This is a genomic window from Nocardia brevicatena NBRC 12119 (assembly GCF_000308495.1).
GTDB lineage: Bacteria > Actinomycetota > Actinomycetes > Mycobacteriales > Mycobacteriaceae > Nocardia > Nocardia brevicatena.
In genome coordinates this window covers 105094-131724 of the sequence record NZ_BAFU01000055.1, presented here as the reverse complement: position 1 = coordinate 131724, position 26631 = coordinate 105094, and the positions used below count along the sequence as shown (strand labels likewise).

26 protein-coding genes and 1 pseudogene are annotated in these 26631 nt (G+C 68.0%); 17 read left to right on the top strand and 10 right to left on the bottom strand.

From position 1 onward, the window contains the following. From ON20_RS13955 to ON20_RS13940, 3 genes are all read left to right on the top strand, one after another. Window positions 1-321 (top strand): creatininase family protein (locus ON20_RS13955; protein ID WP_040835838.1); only part of this gene is annotated, 321 nt, incomplete at its 5' end. A 164-nt stretch (window positions 322-485) separates the two neighbouring features. Further along, window positions 486-1754, top strand: coding sequence for a pre-mycofactocin synthase MftD (mftD, locus tag ON20_RS13950; protein ID WP_083864905.1), 1269 nt, complete (start codon window positions 486-488; stop codon window positions 1752-1754). A 450-nt stretch (window positions 1755-2204) separates the two neighbouring features. Beyond that, on the top strand, window positions 2205-3881 hold the full coding sequence (locus ON20_RS13940) for a fumarate hydratase (RefSeq protein ID WP_051162435.1): 1677 nt from the start codon (window positions 2205-2207) through the stop codon (window positions 3879-3881). Window positions 3882-3931: 50 nt separating this feature from the next. Here ON20_RS13940 and ON20_RS38870 read toward each other — a convergent pair whose 3' ends face one another. Next, window positions 3932-4222 carry a PEP-utilizing enzyme gene (locus ON20_RS38870; RefSeq protein WP_245547227.1) on the bottom strand — a complete coding sequence of 97 codons (291 nt, stop codon included), beginning with the start codon at window positions 4220-4222 and terminating at the stop codon, window positions 3932-3934. A gap of 52 nt (window positions 4223-4274) precedes the next feature. Here ON20_RS38870 and ON20_RS13930 point away from each other — a divergent pair, with 52 nt between their 5' ends. Next, window positions 4275-4766 (top strand): DNA sulfur modification protein DndB, encoded by a 492-nt coding sequence (locus ON20_RS13930; protein WP_245547226.1) that lies wholly within the window; start codon window positions 4275-4277, stop codon window positions 4764-4766. Window positions 4767-4927: 161 nt separating this feature from the next. Here ON20_RS13930 and ON20_RS13925 read toward each other — a convergent pair whose 3' ends face one another. The 4 genes from ON20_RS13925 to ON20_RS36400 form a co-directional block, all read right to left on the bottom strand. Continuing rightward, window positions 4928-5905, bottom strand: a complete 978-nt coding sequence (locus tag ON20_RS13925; protein WP_040835828.1) for an Rpn family recombination-promoting nuclease/putative transposase — start codon at window positions 5903-5905, stop codon at window positions 4928-4930. Window positions 5906-6118: 213 nt separating this feature from the next. After that, window positions 6119-6328 carry a DUF397 domain-containing protein gene (locus ON20_RS13920; RefSeq protein ID WP_040835826.1) on the bottom strand — a complete coding sequence of 70 codons (210 nt, stop codon included), beginning with the start codon at window positions 6326-6328 and terminating at the stop codon, window positions 6119-6121. After that, window positions 6315-7202: a helix-turn-helix domain-containing protein gene (locus tag ON20_RS13915; protein WP_040835907.1), complete on the bottom strand. Its 888-nt coding sequence runs from the start codon at window positions 7200-7202 to the stop codon at window positions 6315-6317. Before ON20_RS13915 ends, ON20_RS13920 begins: the two co-directional genes overlap by 14 nt. A gap of 292 nt (window positions 7203-7494) precedes the next feature. Continuing rightward, entirely contained in the window at window positions 7495-7641 is a 147-nt protein-coding gene (locus tag ON20_RS36400) for a hypothetical protein (RefSeq protein ID WP_218002517.1), read from the bottom strand. Window positions 7642-7703: 62 nt separating this feature from the next. Between ON20_RS36400 and ON20_RS34450 the strand changes: the two genes are divergently transcribed. The 3 genes and pseudogenes from ON20_RS34450 (at window position 7704) to ON20_RS13905 (ending at window position 9242) form a co-directional block, all read left to right on the top strand. Next, complete coding sequence (locus tag ON20_RS34450) at window positions 7704-8039, top strand: hypothetical protein (protein ID WP_245547225.1); 336 nt, start codon at window positions 7704-7706, stop codon at window positions 8037-8039. Window positions 8040-8170: 131 nt separating this feature from the next. Then, window positions 8171-8461 (top strand): annotated as a pseudogene (locus ON20_RS34445) (fumarate hydratase C-terminal domain-containing protein); the annotation flags it as partial. A gap of 184 nt (window positions 8462-8645) precedes the next feature. Further along, window positions 8646-9242 carry a M15 family metallopeptidase gene (locus ON20_RS13905; protein WP_245547224.1) on the top strand — a complete coding sequence of 199 codons (597 nt, stop codon included), beginning with the start codon at window positions 8646-8648 and terminating at the stop codon, window positions 9240-9242. Window positions 9243-9251: 9 nt separating this feature from the next. On the opposite strand, the gene ON20_RS13900 is transcribed toward ON20_RS13905, so the two are convergent. Continuing rightward, window positions 9252-10445: an NsdA family TPR-like regulatory protein gene (locus ON20_RS13900; RefSeq protein ID WP_218002516.1), complete on the bottom strand. Its 1194-nt coding sequence runs from the start codon at window positions 10443-10445 to the stop codon at window positions 9252-9254. A gap of 252 nt (window positions 10446-10697) precedes the next feature. Between ON20_RS13900 and ON20_RS13895 the strand changes: the two genes are divergently transcribed. Next, complete coding sequence (locus tag ON20_RS13895; RefSeq protein WP_040835898.1) at window positions 10698-11003, top strand: recombinase family protein; 306 nt, start codon at window positions 10698-10700, stop codon at window positions 11001-11003. 63 nt (window positions 11004-11066) lie between these two features. Here the strand turns inward: ON20_RS13895 and ON20_RS13890 are convergent, their stop codons facing one another. Continuing rightward, complete coding sequence (locus ON20_RS13890) at window positions 11067-11957, bottom strand: PAC2 family protein (protein WP_040835822.1); 891 nt, start codon at window positions 11955-11957, stop codon at window positions 11067-11069. A 174-nt stretch (window positions 11958-12131) separates the two neighbouring features. Here ON20_RS13890 and metH point away from each other — a divergent pair, with 174 nt between their 5' ends. The 8 genes from metH (at window position 12132) to hisG (ending at window position 23759) form a co-directional block, all read left to right on the top strand. Then, window positions 12132-15728 (top strand): methionine synthase, encoded by a 3597-nt coding sequence (gene metH, locus ON20_RS13885; protein WP_040835820.1) that lies wholly within the window; start codon window positions 12132-12134, stop codon window positions 15726-15728. Window positions 15729-15963: 235 nt separating this feature from the next. Continuing rightward, entirely contained in the window at window positions 15964-17793 is a 1830-nt protein-coding gene (locus ON20_RS13880; RefSeq protein ID WP_040835818.1) for a serine/threonine-protein kinase, read from the top strand. A 301-nt stretch (window positions 17794-18094) separates the two neighbouring features. Continuing rightward, a complete protein-coding gene (locus ON20_RS13875; RefSeq protein ID WP_051162419.1) occupies window positions 18095-18799 on the top strand; it encodes an HAD family hydrolase in 705 nt (234 codons plus the stop codon). A gap of 159 nt (window positions 18800-18958) precedes the next feature. Beyond that, on the top strand, window positions 18959-19816 hold the full coding sequence (locus ON20_RS13870; RefSeq protein ID WP_086008981.1) for a HalD/BesD family halogenase: 858 nt from the start codon (window positions 18959-18961) through the stop codon (window positions 19814-19816). Between the two features lie 28 nt (window positions 19817-19844). Then, window positions 19845-20648 (top strand): class I SAM-dependent methyltransferase, encoded by an 804-nt coding sequence (locus ON20_RS13865; RefSeq protein WP_051162418.1) that lies wholly within the window; start codon window positions 19845-19847, stop codon window positions 20646-20648. 24 nt (window positions 20649-20672) lie between these two features. Next, window positions 20673-22487 (top strand): choline/carnitine O-acyltransferase, encoded by a 1815-nt coding sequence (locus tag ON20_RS13860; protein WP_040835816.1) that lies wholly within the window; start codon window positions 20673-20675, stop codon window positions 22485-22487. An 85-nt stretch (window positions 22488-22572) separates the two neighbouring features. Then, entirely contained in the window at window positions 22573-22836 is a 264-nt protein-coding gene (locus ON20_RS13855; RefSeq protein WP_040835814.1) for a phosphoribosyl-ATP diphosphatase, read from the top strand. A 71-nt stretch (window positions 22837-22907) separates the two neighbouring features. Next, on the top strand, window positions 22908-23759 hold the full coding sequence (gene hisG, locus ON20_RS13850; RefSeq protein WP_040835812.1) for an ATP phosphoribosyltransferase: 852 nt from the start codon (window positions 22908-22910) through the stop codon (window positions 23757-23759). A gap of 30 nt (window positions 23760-23789) precedes the next feature. Here hisG and ON20_RS13845 read toward each other — a convergent pair whose 3' ends face one another. Further along, on the bottom strand, window positions 23790-24686 hold the full coding sequence (locus ON20_RS13845) for a RecB family exonuclease (protein ID WP_083864900.1): 897 nt from the start codon (window positions 24684-24686) through the stop codon (window positions 23790-23792). A gap of 72 nt (window positions 24687-24758) precedes the next feature. Here ON20_RS13845 and ON20_RS13840 point away from each other — a divergent pair, with 72 nt between their 5' ends. Then, window positions 24759-25592, top strand: a complete 834-nt coding sequence (locus ON20_RS13840; protein WP_040835810.1) for a tRNA (adenine-N1)-methyltransferase — start codon at window positions 24759-24761, stop codon at window positions 25590-25592. Between the two features lie 50 nt (window positions 25593-25642). On the opposite strand, the gene ON20_RS13835 is transcribed toward ON20_RS13840, so the two are convergent. Both ON20_RS13835 and ON20_RS13830 read right to left on the bottom strand, forming a co-directional pair. Next, window positions 25643-26200, bottom strand: coding sequence for a WKL family lipoprotein (locus ON20_RS13835; RefSeq protein WP_051162416.1), 558 nt, complete (start codon window positions 26198-26200; stop codon window positions 25643-25645). A 166-nt stretch (window positions 26201-26366) separates the two neighbouring features. Next, window positions 26367-26594, bottom strand: a complete 228-nt coding sequence (locus ON20_RS13830; RefSeq protein WP_040835808.1) for a hypothetical protein — start codon at window positions 26592-26594, stop codon at window positions 26367-26369. Window positions 26595-26631 lie beyond the last annotated feature (37 nt).

Below are 26631 nucleotides of genomic sequence, written 5' to 3'. Positions count from 1 at the left end.
ACCCCCCGCTACGACGGCGACCTCCATGCCGGTCGCTCCGAAACCGCCCTGCAACTGGCGCTGTCGCCCGAGCGGGTGCGCGCCGACCGGGCCGAGGCAGGTGAGCGTCGTCCGCCGGCGCAGATTCTGCCGATGCTGCGGGAGGGCGGGGTCCGGGCGGTGAGCGCCAATGGAGTCCTCGGCGACCCGGCCGGCGCCGACGCCACCGAAGGCGCGGCCCTGCTCGACCGATTGATCTCCGATCTGGACGACGCGGCCCGAAACTGGTGGCCACTGTCCCCGCGGCCCGAGACCTCGAAGACCCCGAGCGGAGGGCCTTGACCAACACCACCACGTGGCCCCACCCCGCAGGTCAGGGCCCATCTCGGGTCTGGACCGACCGGAACGGCGTCGCGTCGGCGGCGTCGCGGAGGCAGAGAAGACCCGAGACCTCGGAGGCCTCGACCCGCGCTGCCTCTGGCGGCGCCATCACACAAGGAGCGAACATGAACCCGTGGTTCGAAACCGTCGCCGAGGCACATCGGCGGGCCAGGAAACGGCTGCCGAAATCGGTGTACGGCGCCCTCGTCGCCGGCTCCGAGCGCGGCCAGACCATCGACGACAACCAGGCGGCGTTCACCGAACTCGGTTTCGCCCCGCACGTCGCCGGGCCGATCGGGGAACGGGACCAGTCCACCACCGTGATGGGACAGCAGATCTCGATGCCGGTGCTCATCTCGCCGACCGGGGTCCAGGCCGTGCACCCCGACGGTGAGGTGGCGGTGGCCCGGGCCGCCGCAGCCCGCGGCACCGTTATGGGGCTCTCCTCGTTCGCGAGCAAGCCCATCGAGGAGGTGGTGGCGGCCAATCCGGCCACCTTCTTCCAGCTCTACTGGTGCGGCGGCAAGGACGATATCTCCGCCCGGATGGCGCGGGCGAAGAGCGCGGGCGCCAAGGGGCTGATCCTCACTCTGGACTGGTCGTTCTCACACGGCCGTGACTGGGGCAGCCCGGTCATCCCGGAGCGGCTGAACCTGCGCACCATGGCGAGTTTCGCTCCGCAGGTCGTGGTCAAACCGCGCTGGTTGACCCGCTATCTGCGGGCGGGGACGCTGCCCGATCTGACCGCGCCGAACATGGCGCTCGGCGACACCCCCGCGCCGGTGTTCTTCGGCGCCTACGGCGAATGGATGGGCACCCCGCCCCCGGACTGGGACGATGTGCGCTGGGTGTGTGAGCAATGGGATGGGCCGGTCATGCTCAAGGGCGTCATGCGCGTCGACGACGCCCTGCGCGCCGTCGACGCCGGGGTGACGGCCCTCTCGGTGTCCAACCACGGCGGCAACAACCTGGACGGAACCCCTGCCTCGATTCGCGCCCTGCCGGTGATCGCCGACGCGGTGGGCGAGCAGGTGGAGGTCCTGCTCGACGGTGGTATCCGGCGCGGCAGCGATGTGGTCAAGGCGGTGGCGCTCGGCGCCCGCGCGGTCATGGTCGGCCGCGCCTACCTGTGGGGTCTGGCGGCCAACGGCCAGGCCGGGGTGGAGAACGTTCTGGACATTCTGCGCGGCGGTATCGATTCGGCGCTGCTCGGGCTGCGTAAGACCCGGGTCACCGACCTGGACCGCGGTGACATCGTGATACCGGACGGTTTCGAGCGGGCGCTGGGTGTACCGGCGGAGCCGGGTACCGCGATCCTCTCCGAGATCGGGCCGGTCGCGGAGTCCACGGCCGGCACCGAGAAGGCGGCGGTCACCGAGCCCGCGGCGAGCTGACACCCGCCCGACTCGCGGTCGGTCGGGCGGCGTCGCGGTACCGACCGGAGACATGATCGCCGGCGGGGGTTCCGGCGCGCGGCGGCGGTGATCCGCCGAGGGGTGCCCTCTCCATCACCCGGGTGGTTTCGGCGGGCGCGGATCGGCGTCGTCTCTCTCGACGAATTCGTGCCCGGCCGGGGTGGTCCGTTTCGTCGGAGCCCGGTCGTCCGTATCTCGATATCGTCGCGTCGACCGGTGCCGTCGCGGTGGTGTTCGGATATGCCGGGCATCGTCGGATACCGAGTCGCACGGTCGCCGATCACCGGCGGTGGACGTGCGAGGGCCGCTGCGGATTCGCGGATTTCGCCCCGTTCCGTGACGAACGGGTGGCCTGACCGTGGGTTAATGTCGGTCGGTCGCTAGGCTCACTGTGCTCAACCCGCTGCCCACCGCGAAGGAGTGCGATCGGTGACCGCGCCGGAATTCCGCTATTCAGACTTGCTCCCGATCGGCGCCGACGACACCCCATACCGGTTGCTCACCACCGAGGGCGTCACCACCTTCGAATACGGCGGCCGGACGTTCATGCAGGTCGATCCCGAAGTGCTGCGGATGCTCACCGCCGAGGCGATGCACGACATCAGCCACTTCCTGCGGCCCGCGCACCTGGCCCAGTTGCGCCGCATCATCGACGATCCGGAGTCCAGTGGCAACGACCGCTTCGTCGCGCTGGATCTGTTGAAGAACGTCAATATCTCCGCCGGTGGAATCCTGCCCATGTGCCAGGACACCGGTACCGCGATCGTCATGGGCAAGAAGTCCGAGGGCGTGCTCACCGGTGTCGACGACGCCGAGTGGATCAGTCGCGGCGTTTTCGACGCCTACACCGAATTGAACCTGCGCTATTCGCAGCTCGCCCCGCTGACCATGTGGGAGGAGAAGAACACCGGCTCCAATCTGCCCGCCCAGGTCGAACTGTATTCCACCGCGGGCGATCCCGCGCATCCGTCGTACAAGTTCCTGTTCATGGCCAAGGGCGGCGGTTCGGCGAACAAGTCGTTCCTGTATCAGGAGACCAAGGCCATTCTGAACCCGACGCGGATGCTGGAATTCCTGGACGAGAAGATCCGCTCGCTGGGTACCGCGGCCTGCCCGCCGTATCACCTCGCCGTGGTGATCGGCGGTACCAGCGCCGAATTCGCTGTGAAGACCGCGAAATACGCCTCCGCGCACTATCTGGACAATCTGCCTACCGAGGGGTCGATGGCCGGGCACGCCTTCCGCGATATCGCGCTCGAGGAGGAAGTGTTCAAGCTGACCCAGTCGTTCGGGATCGGCGCCCAATTCGGTGGCAAGTACTTCTGCCACGACGTCCGGGTGATCCGCCTGCCCCGACACGGTGCGAGCTGCCCGGTGGCGCTGGCGGTTTCCTGTTCGGCCGACCGCCAGGCCCTGGCCAAGATCACTCCCGAGGGCGTGTTCCTGGAACAGCTGGAACGCGAACCCGCGCAGTATCTTCCGGAGCAGACCGATGAGATCCTCGGCGGCGATGTGGTGCGTATCGACCTGAACCGGCCGATGTCCGAGATTCGCGCCGAACTGTCGAAATACCCGGTCAAAACCCGGCTTTCGCTGTCCGGGCCGCTGGTGGTGGCCCGCGATATCGCGCACGCGAAGATCAAGGAGCGTCTCGACGCCGGCGAGGAGATGCCGCAGTACCTGCGGGATATGGCCGTGTACTACGCGGGCCCGGCCAAGACCCCCGACGGCTATGCCTCCGGTTCGTTCGGGCCCACCACCGCGGGTCGGATGGACTCCTATGTCGACCAGTTCCAGGCCGCGGGCGGTTCGTATGTGATGCTGGCCAAGGGCAACCGGTCGGCGCAGGTCACCCGGGCCTGTAAGGAGCACGGCGGGTTCTATCTCGGTTCGATCGGCGGCCCCGCCGCCCGGCTCGCCCTGGACTGCATCAAATCGGTGGAGGTGCTCGAATACCCCGAGCTGGGGATGGAGGCCGTCTGGAAGATCGAGGTGGAGGACTTCCCTGCCTTCATCGTGGTGGACGACAAGGGCAACGATTTCTTCGCCGAAACCCAGAAGCCGATCGCCCTGCGCGTGCGGACCAGGTCCAAAGAGCGGGTCTGAGCTCTTCGGCTGTGTCCTGTTACGGCCACCTCGGCGTGCTTCTCGTCGCCTCATCCGGCCTGCGGAGGCAGGACCTCGACGTACCCGCCTGTGCCGTGCACGCGGATCCGCCGGGTGGCGTGCTCCACACCGACAACGGCCGGTAAGCCGTATTCCCGTGCGGTCACCACGCCGTGGGTCATCAGTCCGCCCACCTCTGTCACCAGACCCTCGATCACTACGAACAGGGGAGGCCGGCTCGGATCGGTGGAGGCGGTGACCAGGATATCGCCCGCCGCGAGTTCGGCTTGCCCGATATCCGATACGACGCGGGCTCGCCCTTCGACGGTCCCGGCGGACACCGGCATTCCGGCCGGCGCTGCGGCCGGTAGGCCCGTGCGCCGATACGCTCCGGTGAGCGCTTCACCGTCCGAGGTGAGCACCCGGGGCGGTGTGAGCGCTCGATACAAGCGGATGGCCGATATCCGGCGCATCCACCAGGACTTCGCGGACGCCGCCCAGGCCGAGGCGATCCCGTCCAGCCTGTTGGCGGTGTACAACACTCGCGAACCGATCAACGGCGTGCTCGCCGATATCATCGACCTCACGCGGTTCTTCCACGGCCGCATCGACTCCACCTCATCGGCCCTGCCCAAGGCATCGCAAGCGGTGTTTCCGCTCAACCAGGTCCGCCAGTTCGTGAAGGAACTGCTATTCGCCGACTACGCCCTGTCGGAATCCTCGGTCGGCAAGCAGAGTGGCCGGCTCATCGGTGAGAAATCGGCTCGAGACGAATTCGTCGCAGATGCCGTCGCCCTCGTCGAAATGCTGTCCGACCATACGGATCCCTGGCGTGAGACCAGGGTCGGGCCGGTCGGATTCTTGGACGCCCGGTCATCCGGTTAGCGGAGCGACAACCGGGGATAGGGAAGTGACACATCGCCGGGACAAGCGTTGGTGCGAGCAGCCGAGCACTTCTGCGTCGAGTGATCGAGTCACGATTCGACGAGTCCAGCTGACGACGAAACGCCCGGCCTCTCCAACCAGCCGGGCGTTTCGCGGGGTCGTCAGGCGAAGACCTGGTCGAGTGTGGTGGCTGTGATGAGGCGATGAAGCCAGGTGTCGATACTGTCGGGGGCGGCAGCGCGGATCATGCGGATCGTTGTGTCGGGTACTGGACCGAACTTGACGGTCAGCAGCTCGATCAAGGTTGCGATGCGGCCTTCCGCCCGCTCTTGGGCGCGGCCTTCGGCGCGGAGCCTGTCGGCTGTGGTCATGATTGCCTCCTTGGCTCGGGGACCGAGTTGCTCGATCAACGGGTCGAGGTCGTCTTCGGTGGTGTCGCCAACTATGAGTATGTAGGTCATGACGGCCTGGAGCTCGCTGACCGGGTGCGGTCCCGTGGACAGGGCTCGCAGGTCGTCGACCAGTTCCAGCATATCGGAGCCGAGGCCGGTATTGCGGGGGGCGATCTTGTGCAGGGCCAACATGACGCGGGTCGCGGGAGTGAGGTCGCGGGCGCGCAGCGCGGTCAGGTCGGTGGCGGCAATATCGTCGAGGAGGAATCTGAGCCGCGGCAGATGCGGCTGTAGGATATCCCGGGTGCCAGGGTCGAGGTCGATGAGGTCCGATATCTCGGTGGGGGCGTTCCAGGCCTGGCCGGTGCTGTTGCTGTGGATGACCAAGGGGATGACGGCGGGCAGGGTGCGGGCCTTCGGATGATGGTCGCGGTGCTGGTTCCAGATGTTGACCAGGTATTCGAGGATGCGCAGTGGCATGAACCGGTCACTGCTGCTCTGGTGTTCGATGAGGAGATAGATGTACGCGGTGTGGCCGTCGAGGTGGGTGCGGTAGAGCAAGTCGCTGTAGCGGGAGCGTAGTTCGGTGGAGACGAAGCTACCCGGCTGTAGCTGTAACCGGTTCCAGTCGATCCGTCGGGTGAGGGCCTCCGGGAGTGCGGCGCGTAGTTCCGAGGCGGCGTCGGCGGGGCGAGCCAGGACGTGCCGGAAGTACGCGTCGTGCGGATTCGACGGTTGGGCGGGCATGACCGCGAAACTACCCGCAGCCTCCGACTTCCCTACTGGCGCATCATGGTTCGCAGGTTCAGGGTCCGACCCTGTCGTTCTGCTGTTGAGTGGGGGAGTGGAGCGCATATGGGGGCATCGGCCGGAAGCGAAACTCGGTCGCCGTCACCGCATCCTCTCGAGGGGCGCGGCGACCGAGGGACTCGCCTCCGGGCAGGGGCCTGTACTCAGGGACTACGGTCGGTCGAATTCTCCGGACTTGGCACCGGCCAGGAAGGCATCCCACTCACCGGGTGTGAAGACCAGGGCCGGGCCGGTCGGATTCTTGGAGTCGCGAACGCCGACGAACCCGCTGCCCAGGTGCGCCGCCTCGACGCATTCCTTGTTACTGGCGCTGCGGCTGCTCTTGAACCACCGTGCTTCCGATAGGTCAACGCTGTTCATCGTGCTCCTTCGCGATTTTCAGAACCAGGTCCCTGGTCTCGTGCTCGTCCAGCGCCGATTGCTCGATGCGGGAAGCGACATCCCGATATCGGGCGATCTCTTCCGGACGCTCCAGGTATTGGTCGCTGGTATAGCCTTGAACGTACACAACCGGCGGCTCCGACATCCACGCGTTGCGCTGCTCCGGGAATTCCAGCAGCACGAACAGCCCGACTTCCAAGCCGACGTGGGTGGTGCCGAACGGTACGGCTCGAAGGGATACATTCGGCAGCCAGCTCACCTCGGCCAGGTAACGCAACTGCTCGGCCATGACGGCTCCGCCTCCGATCCGTTGGCGGAGCACCGCCTCGCTCAGGAGAATCTCTACTTGCAGGTCGGGATCATCGCGTAGGCGTGATTGCCTTCGGGCCGCGATCTCGATACGTTGCTCGACCTCTATGGTCGACATCCCCGGATTCCCTGCCCAGGCCATCGCCCGCCGGTAGGGCTGGGTCTGTACCAGGCCGGGCAGCAATGTCGGCGCATAACTCACGAACCGGTTGGCCGCGATCTCCAGCCCCAGGTACAGGTCGAAGTCCTTCGGTACCGCCTCGCGGTAGGCGTGCCACCACGACTTGTATGACAGTCCGCTCAGAAGGTCCAGCAGGACATCTGTAACCTCCTTGGGTGCCTTGTAGATCCGGCACAGCTCCCGCACCTGTAAGGCCGAGATGCGTGTGGACTGTCCGGTCTCCAAGCGCCATAGGGTCTGATGCCCTACGCCGATGGCCTGCCTGGCCGCTTGGACACTGACTCCCGAAGTCTCGCGCAGGTTTCGTAGCTGCCTCCCCAGCATCCGTCGCGCGAAAGTGCTGTCGGTCTCCCTGCCTGTCATCCCACTCCCCTTCGCACGGGCCTCCACATCCCGCACTGGAACGCAGTCTGCCTCGAATTGGAATGCGCGGAGGGCAAACTGGAATATTGCAAATTTTTTCAGGAATTGACGTACCAGAAGCTTCCGAACTCCGCTGTTGCCCTTGTCTACTGAGGACGCACCCGGCGCAGGCCACCTCCAGAAACCCTGGGGGACACCAGATCAACGCCAGGAGCGCCGCGAACTGGTGGTCCACCATTCACAGTTTGGTCGCTGATGCCCTGTTGGACCCTGCGCCGGGTGCTCGCCAACACTATGCCAGGAGCAGGTGATTACTCATGCGTGCCAATGGATTGCCGAACCAGTACAGATCGAGCGCGTCGGGTCCGGCGCGGCTACCCACCCGCGTGCCGGGGACGACCGGGATACCGGACGGACCGGCGGCGGTGTTGCCGTCCATCGAACGGCTGGAGTACATCGCGCATGCCGTTCGGTGCTGGTGTGTGGGAACGGACGGCCCCGATGGTTATCGGTGACCGCCCCGCCGCTATCGCCCTGGTCCGGCGCGATGTCCCCGTACCCGCCGTGGACCTGCACGAACTGGCGGCACGGCACGGATTCCGGCTGGTGTTCACCGTCGTCACGGACGCGGGTCCGCGGGTGACCGCGTTGGCGCCGGCGCGCCACATCGGGGAATGGGAGGCCCGGGCGGTCGTCGTGCCCGGATTCGAGCATACCGAGGCGGTCCGGCACCTGGTCGCCGGTATCGCGGCACTCATCACACCGATGTGCCTCTATCCGCGCGGTCACCGCTGGGCCGGGGCCGGCCACCGGTGGGATCGGCCGGTGGATGGCTGATGTGGTGCTGGTGCAACTGGTGCTGGGTCTGCTCGGATTGACGGTCGCGCTGTGGTGGCCCGAAGGTAGGCCCTGAACACCGCCGGGGTCGTACATCCGGTCGGCGCCGCGGGGTCCGCCGTACGTCACGGCACGGCGGACCCCATGGGGCGTGGGTTCAGGGGCCGGCCTCACGGGTCGATTCGAGGAACGGGGGCCGGGTCGAATCCGCCGCGGGGCGATTGTGGTCTCCAGCGGTCGCCAGGGTCGTCTCGGTGGAGGTGCTCGAATACCCCGAGCTGGGGATGGAGGCGGTCTGGAAGATCGAGGTGGAGGATTTCCCCGCCTTCATCGTGGTGGACGACAAGGGTAACGATTTCTTCGCCGAAACCCAGAAGCCGATCGCTCTGCGGGTGTGTACCCGGTCCGAGGAACGCGTCTGAGGCAGCCGGGAAGTCGGTCGGTCCCGTATGGCCCGCTTCCCTGATGGCTTCCGAAAGTTTTGCGGTAGCGCGGGTTACGAGTTCCATCGATGGCGCACCACTATGAAAATATTACTTTTCACAATACGGGGTTGTGTCCTTCACGTGGCCGTCGAGGTGTGTGCCGCCGGATAGGATGATCTTCATGACGACTCGCGTGCGCGCCCTGCCGATCCGGTCGCCGGCGGCTACCGTCGCGGCCGCCGCGCTCGCCGCGATTCTGGCCGCCGCTATGCCTGCGGGCGCGCCTGTGGCGCACGCGGAACCCCAGTCGGACGCGGTCCCGGTGATCGATCCGGTTCCCCGAGCGCGTACGGTGATCGGCTCTGGAGTGCCGGTTCCCGGGTACGCCGTCGCCGCCGCCGGCACCGAAGGGCTGCACCCCCTTCTCGCCGTCGCCTACACCATGGCCGAGGAGGAGGCCCACGCACGCGGCGTGCCGCTGTGGATCAACTCCGGCTATCGCAGCAGGGAAGAACAGCAGCGGATGTGGGAGGAGGGGCTGCGCACCTACGGCAACCCCGAGGAGGCCCGCCGGTGGGTGCTGCCGCCGGCGGAATCCACCCATGTCACCGGGCGCGCCATCGATGTGGCTCCGTTCCCCGGCACACTGTGGCTGGAGTTCAACGGCAACCGCTGGGGACTGTGCCGGACATTCGACAACGAATGGTGGCATTTCGAACTGGTCACCGTTCCCGGTACACCGTGCCCGCCCCGGATCCCCGACGCGAGTATGCGCTGAGGCAGCCTCTCATTCGCTCGCCAGGCCCCGCAACTCGTCGAGATACGCATGGGTGCGTGGATCTCCCGGATAGCGTGCGACCATCTCCTGCGCCACCTCGCCCGCGATCCACAGCAACGAGGGAAGTGAGCGGCGTCGGCCGGTGAAGGCGCGGGTGCCCTCCTCGACCGCCAGTTCCAGATCCCGGCGGCGCACCGCGACCGAGGCCAGGGTGAGTCGGGCTTCCGCCACCCGCATCGGATTGCGGGCCGTGCCGTCGGGGCCGAGGGCTTCGGCGAGGACCGCCCGGGCGTAGCTTTCGGCCCGGGTGTCGTCGCCGGCGACCCGACAGCAGTCCATGGCGTAGAAATCGAATTTCTGCGGGTCGATGACGAAATGGTTGTTGATATCGGCGGGATGGCCCAGGCGCTCCAGGATTTCCCGGCCCTCGGCCAGCGCGGCATCCACTTCGCCGCGATCGCCCAGTCGCGCCCAGGCCTTGGCACGCTGGGCCGCCAACTGCACCCCGACACCCGACCGGGTGCAGGCCGCGGGCACCGCTTCCGCCGCCTGGAGCGCGCCCCGGTGGTTGCCCTGGGTGAGCGCGAACCAGGCGGCCAACTCCGCGCTCCAGCCGATGATTTCGGGATCCTCGGCCTCCTGGCCCAACGACATCGCGGCCCGCCGTGTCGCTTCGGCGTTGTTGCGCCGCCCCATGTCGTAGTCGAGGCAGCCGATCAGCAGTGCCACCCATCCGGCCAGGGTCAAGACCTCTCGGTGCTGGGCCAGGGTGATTCTGCCGTCCAGGAGCGCGGAGATCCGCCGCAGCCAGCCGGCGGCCTCGCGATGCAGTTCGTGCGGGTCCGCGGTGGAGTATTCGCAGCACAGGCGCTGGGCGGTGAAACGGATGGCATCCAATGTGGCGGGTGAGACATCCGAGATGCGGAGTCGGCCCATGAATTCGAGCGTGTCCATCCCGGTGGCCGTCAAGAGCTCGTCGTCGCGATTGGGTCTGGCCTTGGGAAAGAACGCCGCCGTCACGGTATCGAAAGCGGCGGCGATGAGGGGGGCGTAGAAGTCGTCCGGACGTGACTCGCCGGATTCCCAACGGCGCCAGTTGCGCAACAGGGTGCTGTCGGTGGGCAGATTGTGTGACGACTTGGCCCGCATGGCGCGCACGGCATCGGCTTGTGACCACCCCCGAGCGTCGCGTTCGGAACGCATGCGGACAGCCCAGAGGGGCCGATCATCAGAAGTAGGCACGCCGGTAGTATCGCACCAGCTAACTCCCAGTGGGTCGAAGAGGGCATGCGGATGTCCCCCGTTTGACATCTACTGTCCGGGAGAATGATCGGTCATAATCGAACCGGATCGGCCCGTCGGCCGGTACAGGCAACACCCCCGCGAACGCGGGGCCTTGATCCCGGAGCAGTAATGGTCCCCCGCGGTCTCGCGGGGAAGATTCAGGAGGTTCGGGTGGAAGCGTTGATCTACGGGTATTTACGCGATGATCTGGCCGAGGACGAGAGCGAAGATATGGAGGCCGCGCTACGCGACCTGGCCGATGCCGAAGGGTTGTGTTTCGCCGCGACATTCCACGAATCGTCCGGGGGTGACGGGACGGCGTTCGCCGAGCTCACCCGCGAACTCCGGCGTGCGGACGCACATCATGTCGTGGTGCCGTCGCTCGACCACCTTGCCGGTCATACCATTCCGCGAGAGCTGTTGATCGCGAAACTGGCCACCGATGCCGCGGCTCGGGTGTGGACCGTGAACAGCTGAGCAGCGCGCCGCGGGTGAGCACGCGCGGCAAGGACGGGTGCCGGTGCCGAAGGGGAAGCCGGCTCAGCGCCCGAAACTGCCGGGCCCACGCCTACGGAGATATTTTTCGAACTCGGCGGCGATGGCGTCGCCATCGATCTCGGCCATTGTCTCGTCGAGATCGGTGGCGGCGTCGCCGCGCTCCTCCAGCGAGCGCACATACTCACTGATCTCCTCGTCGGCGACGGTCATCTCGTTGACCGTCGCCTCCCACTCCTCGGCCTGTCGCGGCAGGTCCCGCAGTGGGACCTCGATATCGAGGACGTCCTCGACCCGGTGCAGCAGGGCGATGGTCGCCTTCGGATTCGGGGGCTGGGAGACATAGTGTGGGACCGCGGCCCAGAAGGACACCGCCGGTACACCCGCCTTGACGCACTGATCCTGCAGAACCCCGGTGATCCCGGTGGGGCCCTCGTACCGGGTCTGCTCCAGGTTGAACCGCTGCGCCGCCTCCTTGCTGTAGGCGGAACCGGTCACCGGCACCGGCCGGGTATGCGGCGTGTCGGCCAGCAGGGCGCCGAGTATGACAACGGTCTGCACCCCCAACCGGTCGACGAACTCCAGCAGATCCGCGCAGAACCGCCGCCACCGCATATTCGGTTCGATCCCGCGCAACAGCACCACATCGCGGTCGCTGCCCGGCGGCGAGCACACCGACAGCACCGTCGCCGGCCACACGATCTCCCGGGTGACGCCGTCCACCTGGCGTACCATCGGGCGGTTGACCTGGTAGTCGTAATAGTCCTCGGAATCGAGTTCGGCCAGCGGGCGGGCGTCCCAGATCAGCTCGAGATGCTCCACCGCCCCGCTGGCGGCATCGCCCGCGTCGTTCCACCCCTCGAAGGCAGCAACCAGTATCGGGTCCCGCAGCGAGGGAAGGTCGGGCCCGTTTACCGGCAGTTCACTGGCATCCATCCCTGCCAGCCTACGGTGTCTCGGGCGAGGGGGCGTCGTGTTTATCTTCCCGGCCCCGGTATGGTGGGCAGAACCCGCGCCTACCGTGAGTTCCGTCACCCGGCCGAGGCCGAGGCCCGGGCGGAAGCGGTGTAGGGGGCCGGAAAGACGGTGCCAAGCACTACCCTGGAATCCATGTCTGCGTCCCTCCCCGTCGAGTACGACACCACCCTGCTCGACACGCTCTCCCGGCGTGTCGTCATCGGCGACGGCGCGATGGGCACCATGCTGCAGGCCGCGGACCTGTCGCTCGACGACTTCCGCGGCCTGGAGGGGTGCAACGAGATCCTCAACGACACCCGGCCCGACGTGCTGCGCGAGATACACCGCGCCTATTTCGCGGCGGGCGCCGACGCCGTGGAGACGAACACCTTCGGCTGCAATCTGCCCAACCTGGGCGATTACGATATCGCCGACCGCATTCGGGAACTGTCCGAGAAGGGCACCCGCCTGGCCCGCGAGGTGGCCGACGAAATGGGCCCCGGTCCCGGCGGCACCCCGAAATACGTGCTCGGTTCGATGGGCCCGGGTACGAAACTGCCCACGCTGGGACACGCCCCCTACGCGGTCCTGCGCGACGCCTACACCGAGGCGGCGCTGGGCATGCTCGACGGCGGCGCCGACGGCGTCCTCATCGAGACCTGCCAGGACCTGTTGCAGGTGAAGGCCGCGGTCAACGGCACCAAAGAGGCCATGCGCCGCCTCGGCCGGCGGGTCCCGATCATCACCCACGTCACCGTCGAGACCACCGGCACCATGCTGGTCGGCAGCGAGATCGGCGCGGCGCTGACCGCGCTCGAACCGCTCGGGATCGATGTCATCGGGCTCAACTGCGCCACCGGCCCGGACGAGATGAGCGAACACCTGCGCTATCTATCCCGACACGCCCGCATCCCGGTCTCGGTGATGCCGAACGCCGGACTGCCGGTACTCGGCCCGGGCGGCGCCGAGTACCCGCTGACCCCGGAGGAACTGGCGACCGCGCTGCGCGGGTTCGTCTCCGAATTCGGACTGGCGCTGGTCGGCGGCTGCTGCGGTACCACCCCCGAACACATCCGGCAGGTCACCGCGGCCGTGCGCGAGGTCGAGCCCACTCTGCCGCCGCTCGGGCGGCGTCGCGACCCGGTACACGAGCCGAGCGTGTCCAGCACCTATACGGCGGTCCCGTTCGAGCAGGACGCCAGCGTGCTGATGATCGGGGAGCGCACCAATGCCAACGGGTCGAAGGCGTTCCGCGAGGCCATGCTGGCCGAGGACTGGCAGAAATGCCTCGATATCGCCAAGGACCAGATCCGCGACGGCGCCCATATGCTCGACCTGTGCGTCGACTACGTCGGCCGGGACGGCACCGCGGATATGGCCGCGCTGGCCGGTCGGCTGGGCACCGCCTCCACCCTGCCCATCATGCTCGACTCCACCGAGAGCGCGGTGCTGCGGGCCGGTCTGGAACATCTGGGCGGCCGCTGCGCGGTCAACTCGGTGAACTTCGAGGACGGCGACGGTCCCGATTCGCGGTATCAGCAGACCATGCGCCTGGTCGCCGAGCACGGCGCCGCGGTGGTCGCACTGACCATCGACGAGGAAGGCCAGGCCCGCACCGCCGAGAAGAAGGTGGCCATCGCCGAGCGCCTCATCACCGATATCACCGGCAACTGGGGGCTGTCCGAGAGCGACATCATCATCGATACGCTCACCTTCACCCTCGGCACCGGCCAAGAGGAGTCGCGCCGCGACGGTCTCGAAACGATCGAGGCCATCCGGGAGCTGAAACGCCGCCATCCGCGGGTGCAGACCACACTCGGCCTGTCCAATATCTCCTTCGGCCTCAATCCGGCTGCGCGACAGGTGCTGAACTCGGTGTTCATGCACGAATGCGTGCAGGCCGGGCTGGACAGCGCCATCGTGCACGCCTCGAAAATCCTGCCGACGAGCCGGATCCCGGACGAACAGCGCGAGACCGCCCTCGATCTGGTCTACGACCGCCGCCGCGACGGCTACGACCCCTTGCAGAAGCTGATGCAGCTGTTCGAGGGGGTGTCCGCCGCCGATTCCAAGGCCTCGCGGGCCGACGCGCTGGCCGCGCTGCCGCTGTTCGAACGCCTCGAACAGCGCATCGTCGACGGCGAGCGTAACGGTATGGAGGCCGACCTGGACGAGGCCATGCGACAGGTGCCGCCGCTGCAGATCATCAACGAGACGCTGCTGTCGGGGATGAAGACCGTCGGCGAGCTGTTCGGTTCCGGACAGATGCAGCTGCCGTTCGTGCTGCAGTCGGCCGAGGTGATGAAGGCCGCGGTGGCACATCTGGAACCGCATATGGAGTCCACCGACGACAGCGGTAAGGGCCGGATCGTGTTGGCCACCGTCAAGGGCGATGTGCACGATATCGGCAAGAACCTGGTCGACATCATCCTGTCCAACAACGGCTACGAGGTGGTCAACCTCGGTATCAAACAGCCCATCACGAGCATTCTCGACGCGGCGGTGGACAAGAAGGCCGATGTGATCGGCATGTCCGGGCTGCTGGTGAAATCCACCGTGGTGATGAAGGAGAACCTCGAGGAGCTCAACGGCAAGGGTGTGGCCGACCAGTTCCCGGTGCTGCTGGGGGGTGCGGCGCTCACCCGCTCCTATGTGGAGAACGATCTCACCGAGGTCTACGAGGGCGAGGTGCACTACGCGCGGGATGCCTTCGAGGGCTTGCGGCTCATGGACGAGATCATGGCCCGCAAACGCGGGGAGGGCCCGGCTCCCGACAGTCCGGAGGCGATCGCCGAACGGGAGAAGGCCGCCGAGCGCAAGGCCCGCCACGAACGGTCCAAACGGATCGCCGCCGAACGCCGGGCCGCCGAAACCCCGATCGAGGTGCCCGAACGCTCGGATGTGGCCGCAGATCTGCCGGTTCCGGTACCGCCGTTCTGGGGCACCCGACTGGTGAAGGGCCTGTCGGTGCACGAGTACGCGGGCCTGCTGGACGAGCGGGCGCTGTTCCTCGGGCAGTGGGGGTTGCGTGGACAGCGCGGCGGTGACGGTCCCGACTACGAGGAACTGGTGGAAACCGAGGGCCGACCGCGACTGCGCGCCTGGCTCGACCGGCTCAGCACCGCAGGCGTGCTGCAGCATGCGGCGGTGGTGTACGGATACTTTCCGGTCGTCTCCGAGGGTGACGACGTGGTCGTGCTCACCGAACCGGAACCCGATGCGCCCCAGCGGTATCGGTTCACCTTCCCGCGTCAGCAGCGCGACCGATTCCTGTGCATCGCGGATTTCGTGCGCTCACGCGCATACGCGAGGGAGACCGGGCAGGTGGACGTGTTGCCGTTCCAGTTGGTGACCATGGGCCGGCCGATCGCCGATTTCGCCAATGAGCTGTTCGCCACGGACAATTACCGCGACTACCTCGAGGTACACGGTATCGGCGTCCAGCTCACCGAGGCATTGGCCGAATACTGGCATCGGCGTATTCGCGAGGAGTTGGTCCTGGAGGGGCACTCCGTCGCCGAGTCCGATCCGGCCGACGTCACGGACTATTTCAAACTCGGCTATCGGGGCGCGCGCTATTCGTTCGGATACGGTTCCTGCCCGGATCTGGAGGACCGTGCCAAACTGGTCGATCTGCTCGAGGCCGAGCGGATCGGGGTGACGCTGTCGGAGGAACTGCAGTTGCACCCCGAGCAGTCCACCGACGCGTTCGTGTTGCTACATCCGGAGGCCAAGTACTTCAACGTATAGCGGCAGCACACCGCACATCGGTAGCGGTATTCGCATCCGCCGCGCCGTCCCGGCGGTCGTGTCCGCGTGGGCGCGGTGTAACCGGCTCCGGCACCGGCGTTCGGCCGCGGCCGGCCTCGATCTCCCGACTGCCGGCGGGTGCGCTGTACCTGGGAGCGTAGGATTTTCACAATTCCGCCCATCGACGCGCGGAGTTGCATGATGGCTCGGCGGCGAGCAGGAGGGGAACACCCAGATGACGACGGATCGGTTGGTAGCCGGACGGTATCGGCTCACGGATCCGATCGGTACCGGCGCCATGGGCGTGGTGTGGCGAGCTCTCGACACCCGCCTGCAGCGGACCGTCGCGGTGAAACAGGTGCTGCTCGGCCCCCATCTGTCGCCCGCCGCGGCCAAGGAGGCGCGGATGCGGGCCTTGCGGGAGGGGCGGATCGCCGCCCGGCTGCACCATCCGAACGCGATCACCGTCTTCGACGTCGCCGATGAGGACAACCAGCCGTGGCTGGTCATGGAGTACATGGACGCGCCCAGCCTGGCCGTCCGGCTCGCGGGTGAGCGGACACTGCCGCCGCCGGAGGTGGCCAGGATCGGCGCCCAGGCGGCCGGCGCGTTGGCCGCCGCGCACGACGCGGGAATCGTGCACCGCGATGTGAAACCGGCGAATCTGCTGGTGGCCGACAACGGCACCGTGAAGATCACCGATTTCGGCATCTCCCGGGCCGCCGGTGATGTCACCGTCACGGCGACCGGACTGCTCGCCGGGACCCCGGCCTATCTGTCTCCCGAGGTTGCGCGCGGCGAGAATCCGGAACCGGCCTCCGATGTATTCGCGCTCGGCTCCACCCTGTACGCGGCGGTGACCGGCCGTCCGCCGTTCGGGGAGGGCGACAACCCCCTCGCGGTACTGCATGCCGTGGCCGGGGGGAAGGTCGCCGAGCCCGAGGGGGCGGGGGAGTTGGGGCCGGTGCTCATGCGGCTGCTGGAACCCGATCCCACCGACCGGCCCACCATGCGCGAGGCGCAGCGGCTGCTCACCGATGTCGCGGCCGGTCGCGGCTCGGGCCCGGCGCATCCGGCCACCAAGGTCATGCCGATGCCGGGGGGCGAGGACTCCACCGGGGGACGGGGTACCTCCCGAAAGGCCACGGACGGGGAATCCGCCCGGCCGACGAAGCGGTTGCCCGAGACGCCCGCGGTACCGGTGGCCCCCGCGGTTGCCGGAGCCGACTCGGGTTCGCAGAGCGGTGCCCCCGGATCGGCACCGCGGAGCGCCGGACCGGGGGGCGGTCCCGGCCGGAGCGATGTCCCCGCAGGATCACCGGGCGGAGTCGCCGGTTTCGCGGACGACGGTATGGTGCGACCCACCGAGCGATTCGCCGGTCCGCCGGTGCCGGAGCCTCGCCCTGGGGCCGCGTTCGGCGCTTCCCCCGTGGCGGTCGGTCCGGTGCCCCCACCGGCCGGAGGCGGCCCCGCCTCGCCCGCTTCCGGGGCGAGGGCGTCCGGCGGCGGTCGTGGTCGGATCGCGGTGCTGGTCGTTGCGGGGGTGCTCGCGGTGGCCGTGCTCGCGGGGGTAATCCTGACCTCCCGCGGCGGCGATCCCTCGGATTCGGCAGCGGGAGCCGCCGGTGCCACGGCCGTGGCACCCGGCGCGGTATCGGATGAATCCGGCTCCGCGGACGAGGAGCCCTCCAGCGCGACGGGGGAGCCCGGCTCGGTCTCCGGTACCCATTCCTCGGCGACGGCGGAGACCGGTCCGCTCACCGACGCCCGGGTGGAGCAGTTCGTCCGGGAGTACTACGGCCTGCTACCGGGTGATACCGGCACGGCCTGGGCCCGGCTGTCACCGCAGTATCAAGGCGTGGCCGGCGGTTACGGTGACTATACGAACTTCTGGTCGACGATCAGCGCGGTGCGGATCACCTCGGTCACCCCGGCCGGGCCCGGTACGGTGGTGGCCGGCCTGACCTATACGTTGAAGAACGGCTCGACCACCTCGGAGAGCCGCTTGTTCCATGTCACTTCGGAGGGCGGTCGCCTGCTCGTCGCGGATTCACAACTCAGGTGAATCCCGCTCTCCGGCGCGGGAACACATGGTCGGTGCCTCGTCCGGCGCGCGGAACCGTATGACCATGGCATCGTGCGGGACCGTATACCGTCGAAACACGGCGAGAGGTCGCCGTCCGCGCGTCCGGGCCACAGGTGGGAAATCCACGCGATGTCCGTGGCGCCGGTTGTATGGGTGGGTCGGCCGGTGCGAGCCGGCGGCCGGCCGGCACGGGTAGCTCGATAACCTGTCCGTGCGGCCGCCCGGCCGCACCTGACCGAAGGCCGGTCGGGCCCGATCTCCGAACGAGGGACCGCGTCAGATGAAGCGACCGGCGGGTGTGCTGTGGGATATGGACGGCACGCTGCTCGATTCGGAGAAGCTGTGGGATATCGCCGTGCGCGAGTTGGCGGTCGAACTGGGCGGGGAGATGACCACCGAGCTGCGGCATGCCCTGATCGGCGCCTCCGGGCCCAATGCCCTGCGCGCCATATTCACCGGACTCGGTCTCGAACCCCACCCGGAGGCCCTGCTCGGCGCGGATCGGTTCCTGGAGCGGCGGGTGACCGAGTTGATGACCGGTCCCATCCCGTGGCGTCCGGGTGCGGCGGCGGCCCTGGACACGGTTCGTGCCGCCCGTCTGTCCACCGCCCTGGTCACCAATACCAAGCGGTCGCTGACCGAACTGGCCCTGGAGACCTTGGGGCGCGAACGGTTCGATATCTCGGTCTGCGGTGACGAGGTGGAGCACGGCAAACCTGATCCAGCGGTTTACCTGCGCGCGGCGGAACTTCTCGGTCTCGATCCGAAAGACTGTGTGGCCATCGAGGATTCCGTCACCGGTGTCCAGGCCGCCGCGGCCGCCGGCTGTGCCGTGCTGGTCGTCCCGTGCGAGATTCCGGTGCCCGCCGACCCGTTTCGGGTGCACCGGGACAGCCTTGTCGGGTTGACCCTGTCGGATCTGGAGCACGTGCTGCGGGTTCGGCGCACCGCACCGCTCGCGCCGCATCGGATCGTGGTGCGCTGACGCGGTTGTCCCGCCCTCGTCTCACCCGGCGTGAGCTCACAATCCGTGCGGGGAATAGCGTTGAGCCTCAACAGGACCGTACGGTCCGTTATGTTTGTCACCGACCAACTCCGGCAATAGCCGGGCGTGTCGGCAGCGGCTCCGATAACAATGATCGCTATGGCAGTGACGGGGACCGTGCACGATATCGTCGATACCATCCGCTATTCGCTGGTTCCCGACAGCGCCGGATGGCGTGCGGCGGTCGAGGCGGCCCGCATCGATCTGGCCGAGGACGGATGCACCGTCCTGCGCGGGTTCATCCGCCCGGAACTGCATGAACGGTTGCGCGAGCAGGGCGAGCGGATGGCCGCCGAGGCGTACTACCGGGTGGAGCAGGTGAACGCCTACAACATCCCGCTGGACGCCGACCTACCCGACGACCATCCGGGACGGATCGTGCTCGAACGCGGGAACGCCTTCGTCCCGCGCGACCGTATTCCCACCGATGCGCTCATCCACCGGCTCTACACCAGTGAGCTGTTCCAGCGATTCGTCGCCGAGTGTTTCGGACTGGCCGAACTGCACGAATTCGCCGACCCGCTGGCCGGTCTGGTGCTCAATGTGGTGGCCCCGGGAATGTCGCATCCCTGGCACTTCGATACCAACGAATTCACCGTCAGCATGCTCACCCGGGCTCCCGAGGTCGGGGGTGTGTTCGAGTACTGCCCGAATATCCGCTCCCCGCACGCGGAGAACCTCGCCGATGTGCGCGCCGTGCTGACCGGCGCGGGAGAGCGGCTCGTCCGGCGTTTGGAACTGCGCCCCGGTGATCTGCAGCTGTTCCAGGGCCGATTCTCGTTGCACCGGGTGGCCCCGGTGCGGGGGCGGACCCAACGGCACACCGCGATCTTCGCCTACAGCGATCGCCCCGGTGTCATCGGCACCGTGGAACGCACCCGACAACTGTTCGGCCGGGTGCTCGACGACCACCTCGCGGCGGCGGACGTCGTGCGGGGAGATCGGCTGCTCGATTGAGCGGGTTGAGTCCGACGAGAGGAATATCGTGTCCGTGCCGCTGCACACCACCGGGAAAGCCTCCTTCGACGATATCTACGACAGAGAAGATCCGCGCGCGTACTACTCCCGTATGTCCGAACTGGACTATCGCATTCCGGAGCTGGCGAAACCGCATCTGCGGCGGCAGATCCGGGAATACCGGGCCGCAACCGGGACGAATCCGACGGTGCTCGATATCGGTTGCTCCTACGGGGTGAACGCGGCCCTGCTCCGCCTGGATGTGGGAATCGCGGAGCTGGCCGCCGACTACGCCGACCCCTCGGCCGACCGGTCCGAGCTCATCGCGCGTGACCGTGCCCGTCTCGCCGCCCGCGACGTCCTGCCCGAGGTGCGTTTCATCGGTATGGACGTCTCGCGGCCCGCCCTGGATTACGCGCGGTCCGCGGGACTGCTGCACGAAACGGTGCATGCCGACCTGGAGTCGGCCGATCCCACCGATGCCCAGCGGGAGATACTCGCTGGGGTGGACCTGGTGGTCTCCACCGGCTGTATCGGCTATGTCACCGAAAAGACCCTCATCCGGATCGCCACCGCGAACCCGGACCGGCGGCCGTGGATGGCGCACTTCGTCTTGCGCATGTACGGTTTCGAACCGATCGGGGCGGCGCTGGCCGAGCTGGGCTATCACACCGAGCGGATATCGGGCGATTTCGCGCAACGCCGGTTCGCCTCCGACACCGAACGCGCACAGGTGCTGAATACGCTGTCCGCCAATGGAACCGACCCCGCCGGCCTCGAGGACGAGGGATGGCTCTACGCCAACCTCTACCTGTCGCGGCCGCGACCGTAACCGACTCCGAGCCGAGGACCCGATTTGAGCGAACGCACATTTGCCGCCGAAGACCAGCTGCCCAGGGTGCCCCTGCCCACCCTGGAGGACAGCTGCGCGCGTTTCCTCGAGTGGTGCACCCCGCTGCTGACCGCCGAGGAACTCGCCGCCACCGAGACCGCGGTCACGGATCTGCTGCGCCCGGACGGCCCCGGCCGGACGCTGCACGCGGCGCTGCGGGAATACGACGCCACCCCCGGTGTGGACAGTTGGCTGGACCTGTTCTGGCCGTCGCGGTATCTGGGCCGCCGCGACCGGATCGCGTTGAACGCCAACTTCTTCTTCCTGTTCCGTGACGACACCGTCCTCGCCGCCTCCACCGAGGCGGACCAGGCGGAGCGCGCGGCCGGGATCGTCGCCGCCGCCGTCGGCTACAAACTGGCCCTGGACCGCGAGGAGATCCCGCCGGTCACCCAGCGCGGGCAGCGCCTGTCGATGTGGCAGAACAAATACCTGTTCTCCGAGACCAGAATCCCCGGAACCGAACAGGACACGGTGCGGGCGCCCTACAGCGCCGAACACCCCGGTCCCTCGACCGCCCGGCACATCCTGGTGTTCCACCGCGGAAACACCTTCCGGATGGACGTCCTCGGGCCGGATGGCACTCCCTACGCCTTCACCGACCTGTCCGAGGGATTGCGCGCGGTGTTGAAGGCGGGGGCCCGCCCGGCGCCCACCGAGACCGCTGTCGGGCAGCTGACCACCCTGGCCCGGGCCGACTGGGCCCGGGCGCGCACCGCGCTGCTCGCCGATCCGGACAACGCCGCCGCCCTCGACACCGTCGAAACCGCGCTGTTCTGTATCTGCCTGGAGGATTTCGCGCCGCGCGACGAACTGCACGCCTGCGACACCCTGCTGCACGGCGACAGCGCCAACCGCTGGTTCGACAAATCGGTGTCGTTCATCGTGTTCGCCGACGGCCAGGCCGGGATCAATGTGGAGCACTGCGGGCTGGACGGGACCACCATCCTGTCCTTCGTCGACACCCTGCTGCAGACCTCGGTCGACGAGCACGCGGTCCGCTCCGGTGCCCGCGCCCAGGGACAGCCGCCGATCGAATCCGTCGAGTTCCGGCTCGACGAGGCCGCGCGCCGCGAGGTGGCCGCCGCGGGCCGCGCCTTCGCCGACTACGCCGCCGACAACGCCACCACCACGGTGTCGTTCGACGAGTTCGGCGCCACCCGCGCCAAAGAGCTGGGCATCTCCCCGGACGCGTTCGCCCAGCTCGCCTATCAGCTGGCCCATCGCCGCAGCAAGGGACTCACCGGCGCCACCTATGAGTCCATCGCCACCCGCCAGTACCGCAACGGCCGCACCGAGGCCATGCGCGTGATCACCCCGGAGATGGTGACCTTCGTGGATACCATGCAGGACCCGCGGGCCGATACCGCTGCCCGGCTCGCCGCGGCCCGTGCCGCCGCGGACGCGCATGTGGCGCGCGCCAAACAGTGCCAGTCCGGTGCCGCTCCGGAACAGCATCTGTGGGAACTGGAGTGGATTCAACGGCGGCGCGGCGCCGAACTCGGTGTCCCCGACCCCATCCCGCTCTACCACAGCCCGGGCTGGACCGTCATGCGCGACGACTACCTGAGCACCAGCTCCGCGCCGTCGGTGAACATCCGCTACTTCGGTTTCGGCTCCACCAGTTCGCGCTGTATCGGTGTCGCCTATGTATTGCTGCCGGACCGGTGGAATCTCTACCTGGCCACCCCGGCCTCGGTGGCGGACGAGATGTACGCCTTCGCCGACCACCTGCGCACCGCCGTCGCAGAGCTGGAAACACTGCTGGCCTCGTCCTGAATCACCCCGGCCGAGCGGCGACCTTCACCGAGCGGTCGCCACTCGGCCGGAAACGGTTTGCGGAGGTCTGAAACAATGACCTCCCGTGAAGACTTTCGAGGCCCTGTTCGCCGAGCTCCAGGATCGTGCCGTCAACCGACCCGAGGGGTCGGGGACGGTGGCCGCGCTGGATGCCGGTGTCCATGCCCAGGGCAAGAAGGTGCTCGAGGAGGCCGGCGAGGTGTGGCTGGCCGCCGAACACGAAGGCGACGAGGCGCTCGCCGAGGAGATCTCGCAGCTGCTGTACTGGGTGCAGGTGCTGATGGTGGGCCGGGGGCTGCGGCTCGAGGATGTCTACCGACATCTGTGAGCTTCGGATCGCTCCGATATCCGTGCCGTCCCCTGCCATTCCACCTCTTGCGCATCGAAAGGACGAACACCATGCTGCGCGTCGCCGTCCCCAACAAAGGCGCCCTTTCCGAATCCGCCGTCTCGATCCTGACCGAGGCCGGGTACCGCAAACGCACCGATTCACGGGACCTGACCGTGCTCGACCCCGCCAACCAGGTCGAGTTCTTCTTCCTGCGGCCCAAGGACATCGCCATCTACGTCGGTTCCGGGGAACTGGACCTGGGGATCACCGGCCGCGATCTCGCCCTGGATTCCGGCGCGCCGGTGCGGGAGCGGCTGGCCCTGGGCTTCGGCGGTTCCACCTTCCGCTACGCCGCTCCGGCCGGGCGGGAATGGTCCGTGGCCGATCTGCGGGGCAAGCGCATCGCCACCTCGTATCCGAACCTGGTGCGCGGCGATCTGGCCCGCCGCGGTATCGAGGCGACCGTGATCCGGCTGGACGGCGCGGTGGAGATCTCAATCCAGCTCGGTGTCGCCGACGCCATCGCCGATGTCGTCGGTTCGGGCCGTACCCTGCGGCAGCACAATCTGGTGGCCTTCGGCGAATCGCTGTGCGATTCGGAAGCCGTGGTGGTGGAACAGGAGAGCGCCGACCGGCAGGACCGCGCGCGTAATCAGCTGATCGCGCGGCTGCAGGGTGTGGTGTTCGCCCAGCAGTACTTGATGCTGGACTACGACTGCCCCAAAGCGCTGCTCGACCGCGCGGTGGAGATCACGCCGGGCCTGGAATCGCCCACGGTGTCCCCGCTGGCCGACGACGGCTGGGTGGCGGTGCGAGCACTGGTACCGCGTAAACAAGGCAATTCGGTGATGGACGAGCTGGCCGAACTGGGCGCCAAGGCAATTCTGGCCACCGATATCCGCTCCTGCCGTGCGTTCTGAGCGGGCCCGGACCCTCGTGAAGGTTCCCGCTCAGTCCGAGACCGATTCGGCGAAGGTTTCGGCGGCCGATTCGCCGCCGGTGGGCCATCCGGGATACGGCGGCGGGGTGCCGTCGAAGGCCGGGCACAGGCGCTTGTAGTCACAGTGGTCGCACAGCCAACCCGGGTTGGGCGGAAACTCGCCCGTCTCGCCCGCGGCGCGCACCGCCTGCCACAGCGCCGACAGGGTCCGTTCGAAACGCAGCAGCTCCGCCTCGTCGGGCGAATAGGTGAGGATCTGCGCGTCGGCCAGGTAGATCAGCCGTAGCTGGGTGGGGACGACACCGCGGGTACGCAGCAGCATCAGGGCGTAGAACTTCAGCTGGAACAGCGCCTTGGTCTCCTGCAGGGGGCCGGGTACGCGTCCGGTCTTGTAGTCCACCACCCGCAGCTCGCCGGTGGGCGCCACATCGATGCGGTCGACGAAACCGCGCAGCAGCGCGCCGTCGGACAGTTCCACCTCCAGGCGGGTCTCGCAGGACTCCGGGTCGAAGCGGGTCGGGTCCTCGAGCCGATAGTAGGTGCGGACCAGGCCGCGCACCTCGTCCAGGAAGGTGTCCAGTTCGGTGTCGTCGAGCAGCGCGGCCACCTCGGGACGCTCCGCGACCACCCGAGCCCAGGCCGGTCGCGCCAGCTCCGTCGCGCGCTCCGGTCCGCGCTCGGCGGCGGGCAGACCGTACAGGTCCTCCAGCACCGCGTGCACCACGGTGCCGCGTACCAGATGCCGGGCCGGAGGTTCGGGGATCCGGTCGATCGCGCGCAACCGGTATTTCAGCGGGCACTGTTTGTAATCGGCGGCCCGGGAGGGCGACAGCGCCAGGCGCGATCGTCCGCCCGCCGCCTCGGGATCGGGGCCGATCGGGGGTGGTGTGCTCACGGGCGCGGACATACCTGGCAGGCTATCCGGCGGCACCGACACGGGTGTCGATACGAGCGCCAACCCACTGCGGAACGGAGATTCATGACGGCCAGACGGACCGGGCCATTCACCATCGGGGACCGGGTGCAGCTGACCGATGCCAAGGGCAGGCTGTACACGGTGCTGCTGGAACCGGGCAAGGAGTTCCATACCCATCGCGGCGCCATCCGCCACGACGATCTGATCGGTGCCGCGGAGGGCAGCCTGGTGCACTCCACCAACGGCACCCCGTACCTGGCCCTGCGCCCGTTGTTGATCGACTACGTGCTGTCCATGCCGCGTGGCGCCGCGGTGATATACCCGAAGGACGCGGCCCAGATCGTGCACGAGGGAGATATGTTCCCCGGCGCCCGAGTGCTCGAGGCCGGTGCCGGATCCGGGGCGCTGACCTGTTCGCTGCTGCGCGCGGTGGGACCGCAGGGCACCGTGGTGTCGTACGAGATCCGCTCCGATCACGCCGAGCACGCGGTGCGCAATGTGGAGCGGTTCTTCGGCGAGGTCCCGGCGAACTGGTCGCTGACCGTGGGGGATGTGGCCGACTATCAGGGGGAGCAGGTGGACCGGGTGGTCCTGGACATGCTCGCGCCGTGGGATGCGCTGCCCACGGTGGCACGGGCCCTGGTCCCGGGCGGGGTGTTGATCGTCTACGTCGCGACGGTCACCCAGCTGTCGAAGGTGGTGGAGGCGCTGCGGGAGCAGCAGTGCTGGACCGAGCCGCGGTCGTGGGAGTCGATAGTGCGGGGCTGGCATGTGGTCGGCCTGGCGGTGCGGCCCGAGCATCGGATGCAGGGGCATACCGCGTTCCTGGTCAGCGCCCGGCGGCTGGCCGAGGATGTCGTGCCGCCGAAACCGCAGCGCCGGCCCTCGAAGGGCTGAGATACCCGCCCGACCCGGCGCCGGGTCGGGCGTGGTCCTCGAGCGGTGGCTCAGGCCGGTACGCAGGGGGCCTTGGCGAATCCGAGCAGCAGGCAGGCGCTCTGCTCGGACAGCTTCCAGGTATCGGCTTCGTGGTCGTGTTGCCAGGTCATCGGCATGGCCGGGGCGGTCCCGTGGGGTGAGGTGATGGTGACCTGCGCGGTGGCCTGCTCGCCCTCCACGTCGATATCGGTGACCTCGAAGGCGAGCTTGCCGTAGCCGCCGAGCTCGCTGTTCATCCGGTCGATATTGGCAGTGAGCTTCTCGCCGTCGACAACGACCTTCGCCTTGTCCGCGGTCGGCACCTGCGGATCGGTGAAGGTGTCCAGACCGGCGCGCAGGGAATCCGCCGACGGGGCGGGCGAGTGGTCCTGGTCGTCGCCATGGTCGTGGCCGTGCTCCTCGCCGTGGTCGTGCCCGGCCGCGCTTGTGGCGGTCGCGGAGGCGGTGGTCGCGGTATCGGAGCCGTCGTCGTCGGAACCGCAGGCGGTGAGTTCCACCGCCAGGGCGATCGCCGCCGCGGCGACGGCGATACGGGACAGGCGCAGTGTCCGGGCGCGAACGTGCATGACTGGCAACCTTTCGGCTAGGCGGCGAGACGACCCGCCAGAGTAAGTTAGGGGAGGCTAACATGACGATCCGGCGACTCGGTCGTGGACCGGGCGGATCGCGACACATCATCTCCGACGCCCCCGACCGGCGGGAAGGCGGTCGCGGCGCTGTCGGAGGCTCCGGCTACTGTGTGTCGTGGTCGTCGTCCCGGTCCGCGGCGTGGTCGCTGTCACCGATGCCGCCGTACTCGTCGTCGGCGGCGGATACGTCCGCCGATGTGGGGGACGTGTTCTCGTCGCCACTGCCCTCGTCCTCGAAACCGCAGGTGGTCGAGCCCACCGTCGAAGTGAGCGCCACCGCGGCGGTCGTCGCGTGCCGGAATATGGGCCGGGCAGGTGTGCGCGAGGGCATGGCCGGCAACCTATCGGGTAGGCGGCTCGATAGCCCG

Excerpts from the sequence above, each read along its gene's own strand:
- ON20_RS13870 (WP_086008981.1), top strand. The coding sequence starts at position 18,959 with ATGGCAGTGACGGGGACCGTGCACGATATCGTCGATACCATCCGCTAT.
- ON20_RS13905 (WP_245547224.1), top strand. The coding sequence starts at position 8,646 with ATGACGACTCGCGTGCGCGCCCTGCCGATCCGGTCGCCGGCGGCTACC.
- metH (WP_040835820.1), top strand. The coding sequence starts at position 12,132 with ATGTCTGCGTCCCTCCCCGTCGAGTACGACACCACCCTGCTCGACACG.
- ON20_RS13845 (WP_083864900.1), bottom strand. The coding sequence starts at position 24,686 with ATGTCCGCGCCCGTGAGCACACCACCCCCGATCGGCCCCGATCCCGAG.
- ON20_RS13830 (WP_040835808.1), bottom strand. The coding sequence starts at position 26,594 with ATGCCCTCGCGCACACCTGCCCGGCCCATATTCCGGCACGCGACGACC.
- mftD (WP_083864905.1), top strand. The coding sequence starts at position 486 with ATGAACCCGTGGTTCGAAACCGTCGCCGAGGCACATCGGCGGGCCAGG.
- ON20_RS13925 (WP_040835828.1), bottom strand. The coding sequence starts at position 5,905 with ATGCCCGCCCAACCGTCGAATCCGCACGACGCGTACTTCCGGCACGTC.
- ON20_RS13840 (WP_040835810.1), top strand. The coding sequence starts at position 24,759 with ATGACGGCCAGACGGACCGGGCCATTCACCATCGGGGACCGGGTGCAG.
- ON20_RS34450 (WP_245547225.1), top strand. The coding sequence starts at position 7,704 with ATGGTTATCGGTGACCGCCCCGCCGCTATCGCCCTGGTCCGGCGCGAT.
- hisG (WP_040835812.1), top strand. The coding sequence starts at position 22,908 with ATGCTGCGCGTCGCCGTCCCCAACAAAGGCGCCCTTTCCGAATCCGCC.
- ON20_RS13875 (WP_051162419.1), top strand. The coding sequence starts at position 18,095 with ATGAAGCGACCGGCGGGTGTGCTGTGGGATATGGACGGCACGCTGCTC.
- ON20_RS13920 (WP_040835826.1), bottom strand. The coding sequence starts at position 6,328 with ATGAACAGCGTTGACCTATCGGAAGCACGGTGGTTCAAGAGCAGCCGC.
- ON20_RS13900 (WP_218002516.1), bottom strand. The coding sequence starts at position 10,445 with ATGCGTTCCGAACGCGACGCTCGGGGGTGGTCACAAGCCGATGCCGTG.
- ON20_RS36400 (WP_218002517.1), bottom strand. The coding sequence starts at position 7,641 with ATGGACGGCAACACCGCCGCCGGTCCGTCCGGTATCCCGGTCGTCCCC.
- ON20_RS13915 (WP_040835907.1), bottom strand. The coding sequence starts at position 7,202 with ATGACAGGCAGGGAGACCGACAGCACTTTCGCGCGACGGATGCTGGGG.
- ON20_RS13835 (WP_051162416.1), bottom strand. The coding sequence starts at position 26,200 with ATGCACGTTCGCGCCCGGACACTGCGCCTGTCCCGTATCGCCGTCGCC.
- ON20_RS13890 (WP_040835822.1), bottom strand. The coding sequence starts at position 11,957 with ATGGATGCCAGTGAACTGCCGGTAAACGGGCCCGACCTTCCCTCGCTG.
- ON20_RS13880 (WP_040835818.1), top strand. The coding sequence starts at position 15,964 with ATGACGACGGATCGGTTGGTAGCCGGACGGTATCGGCTCACGGATCCG.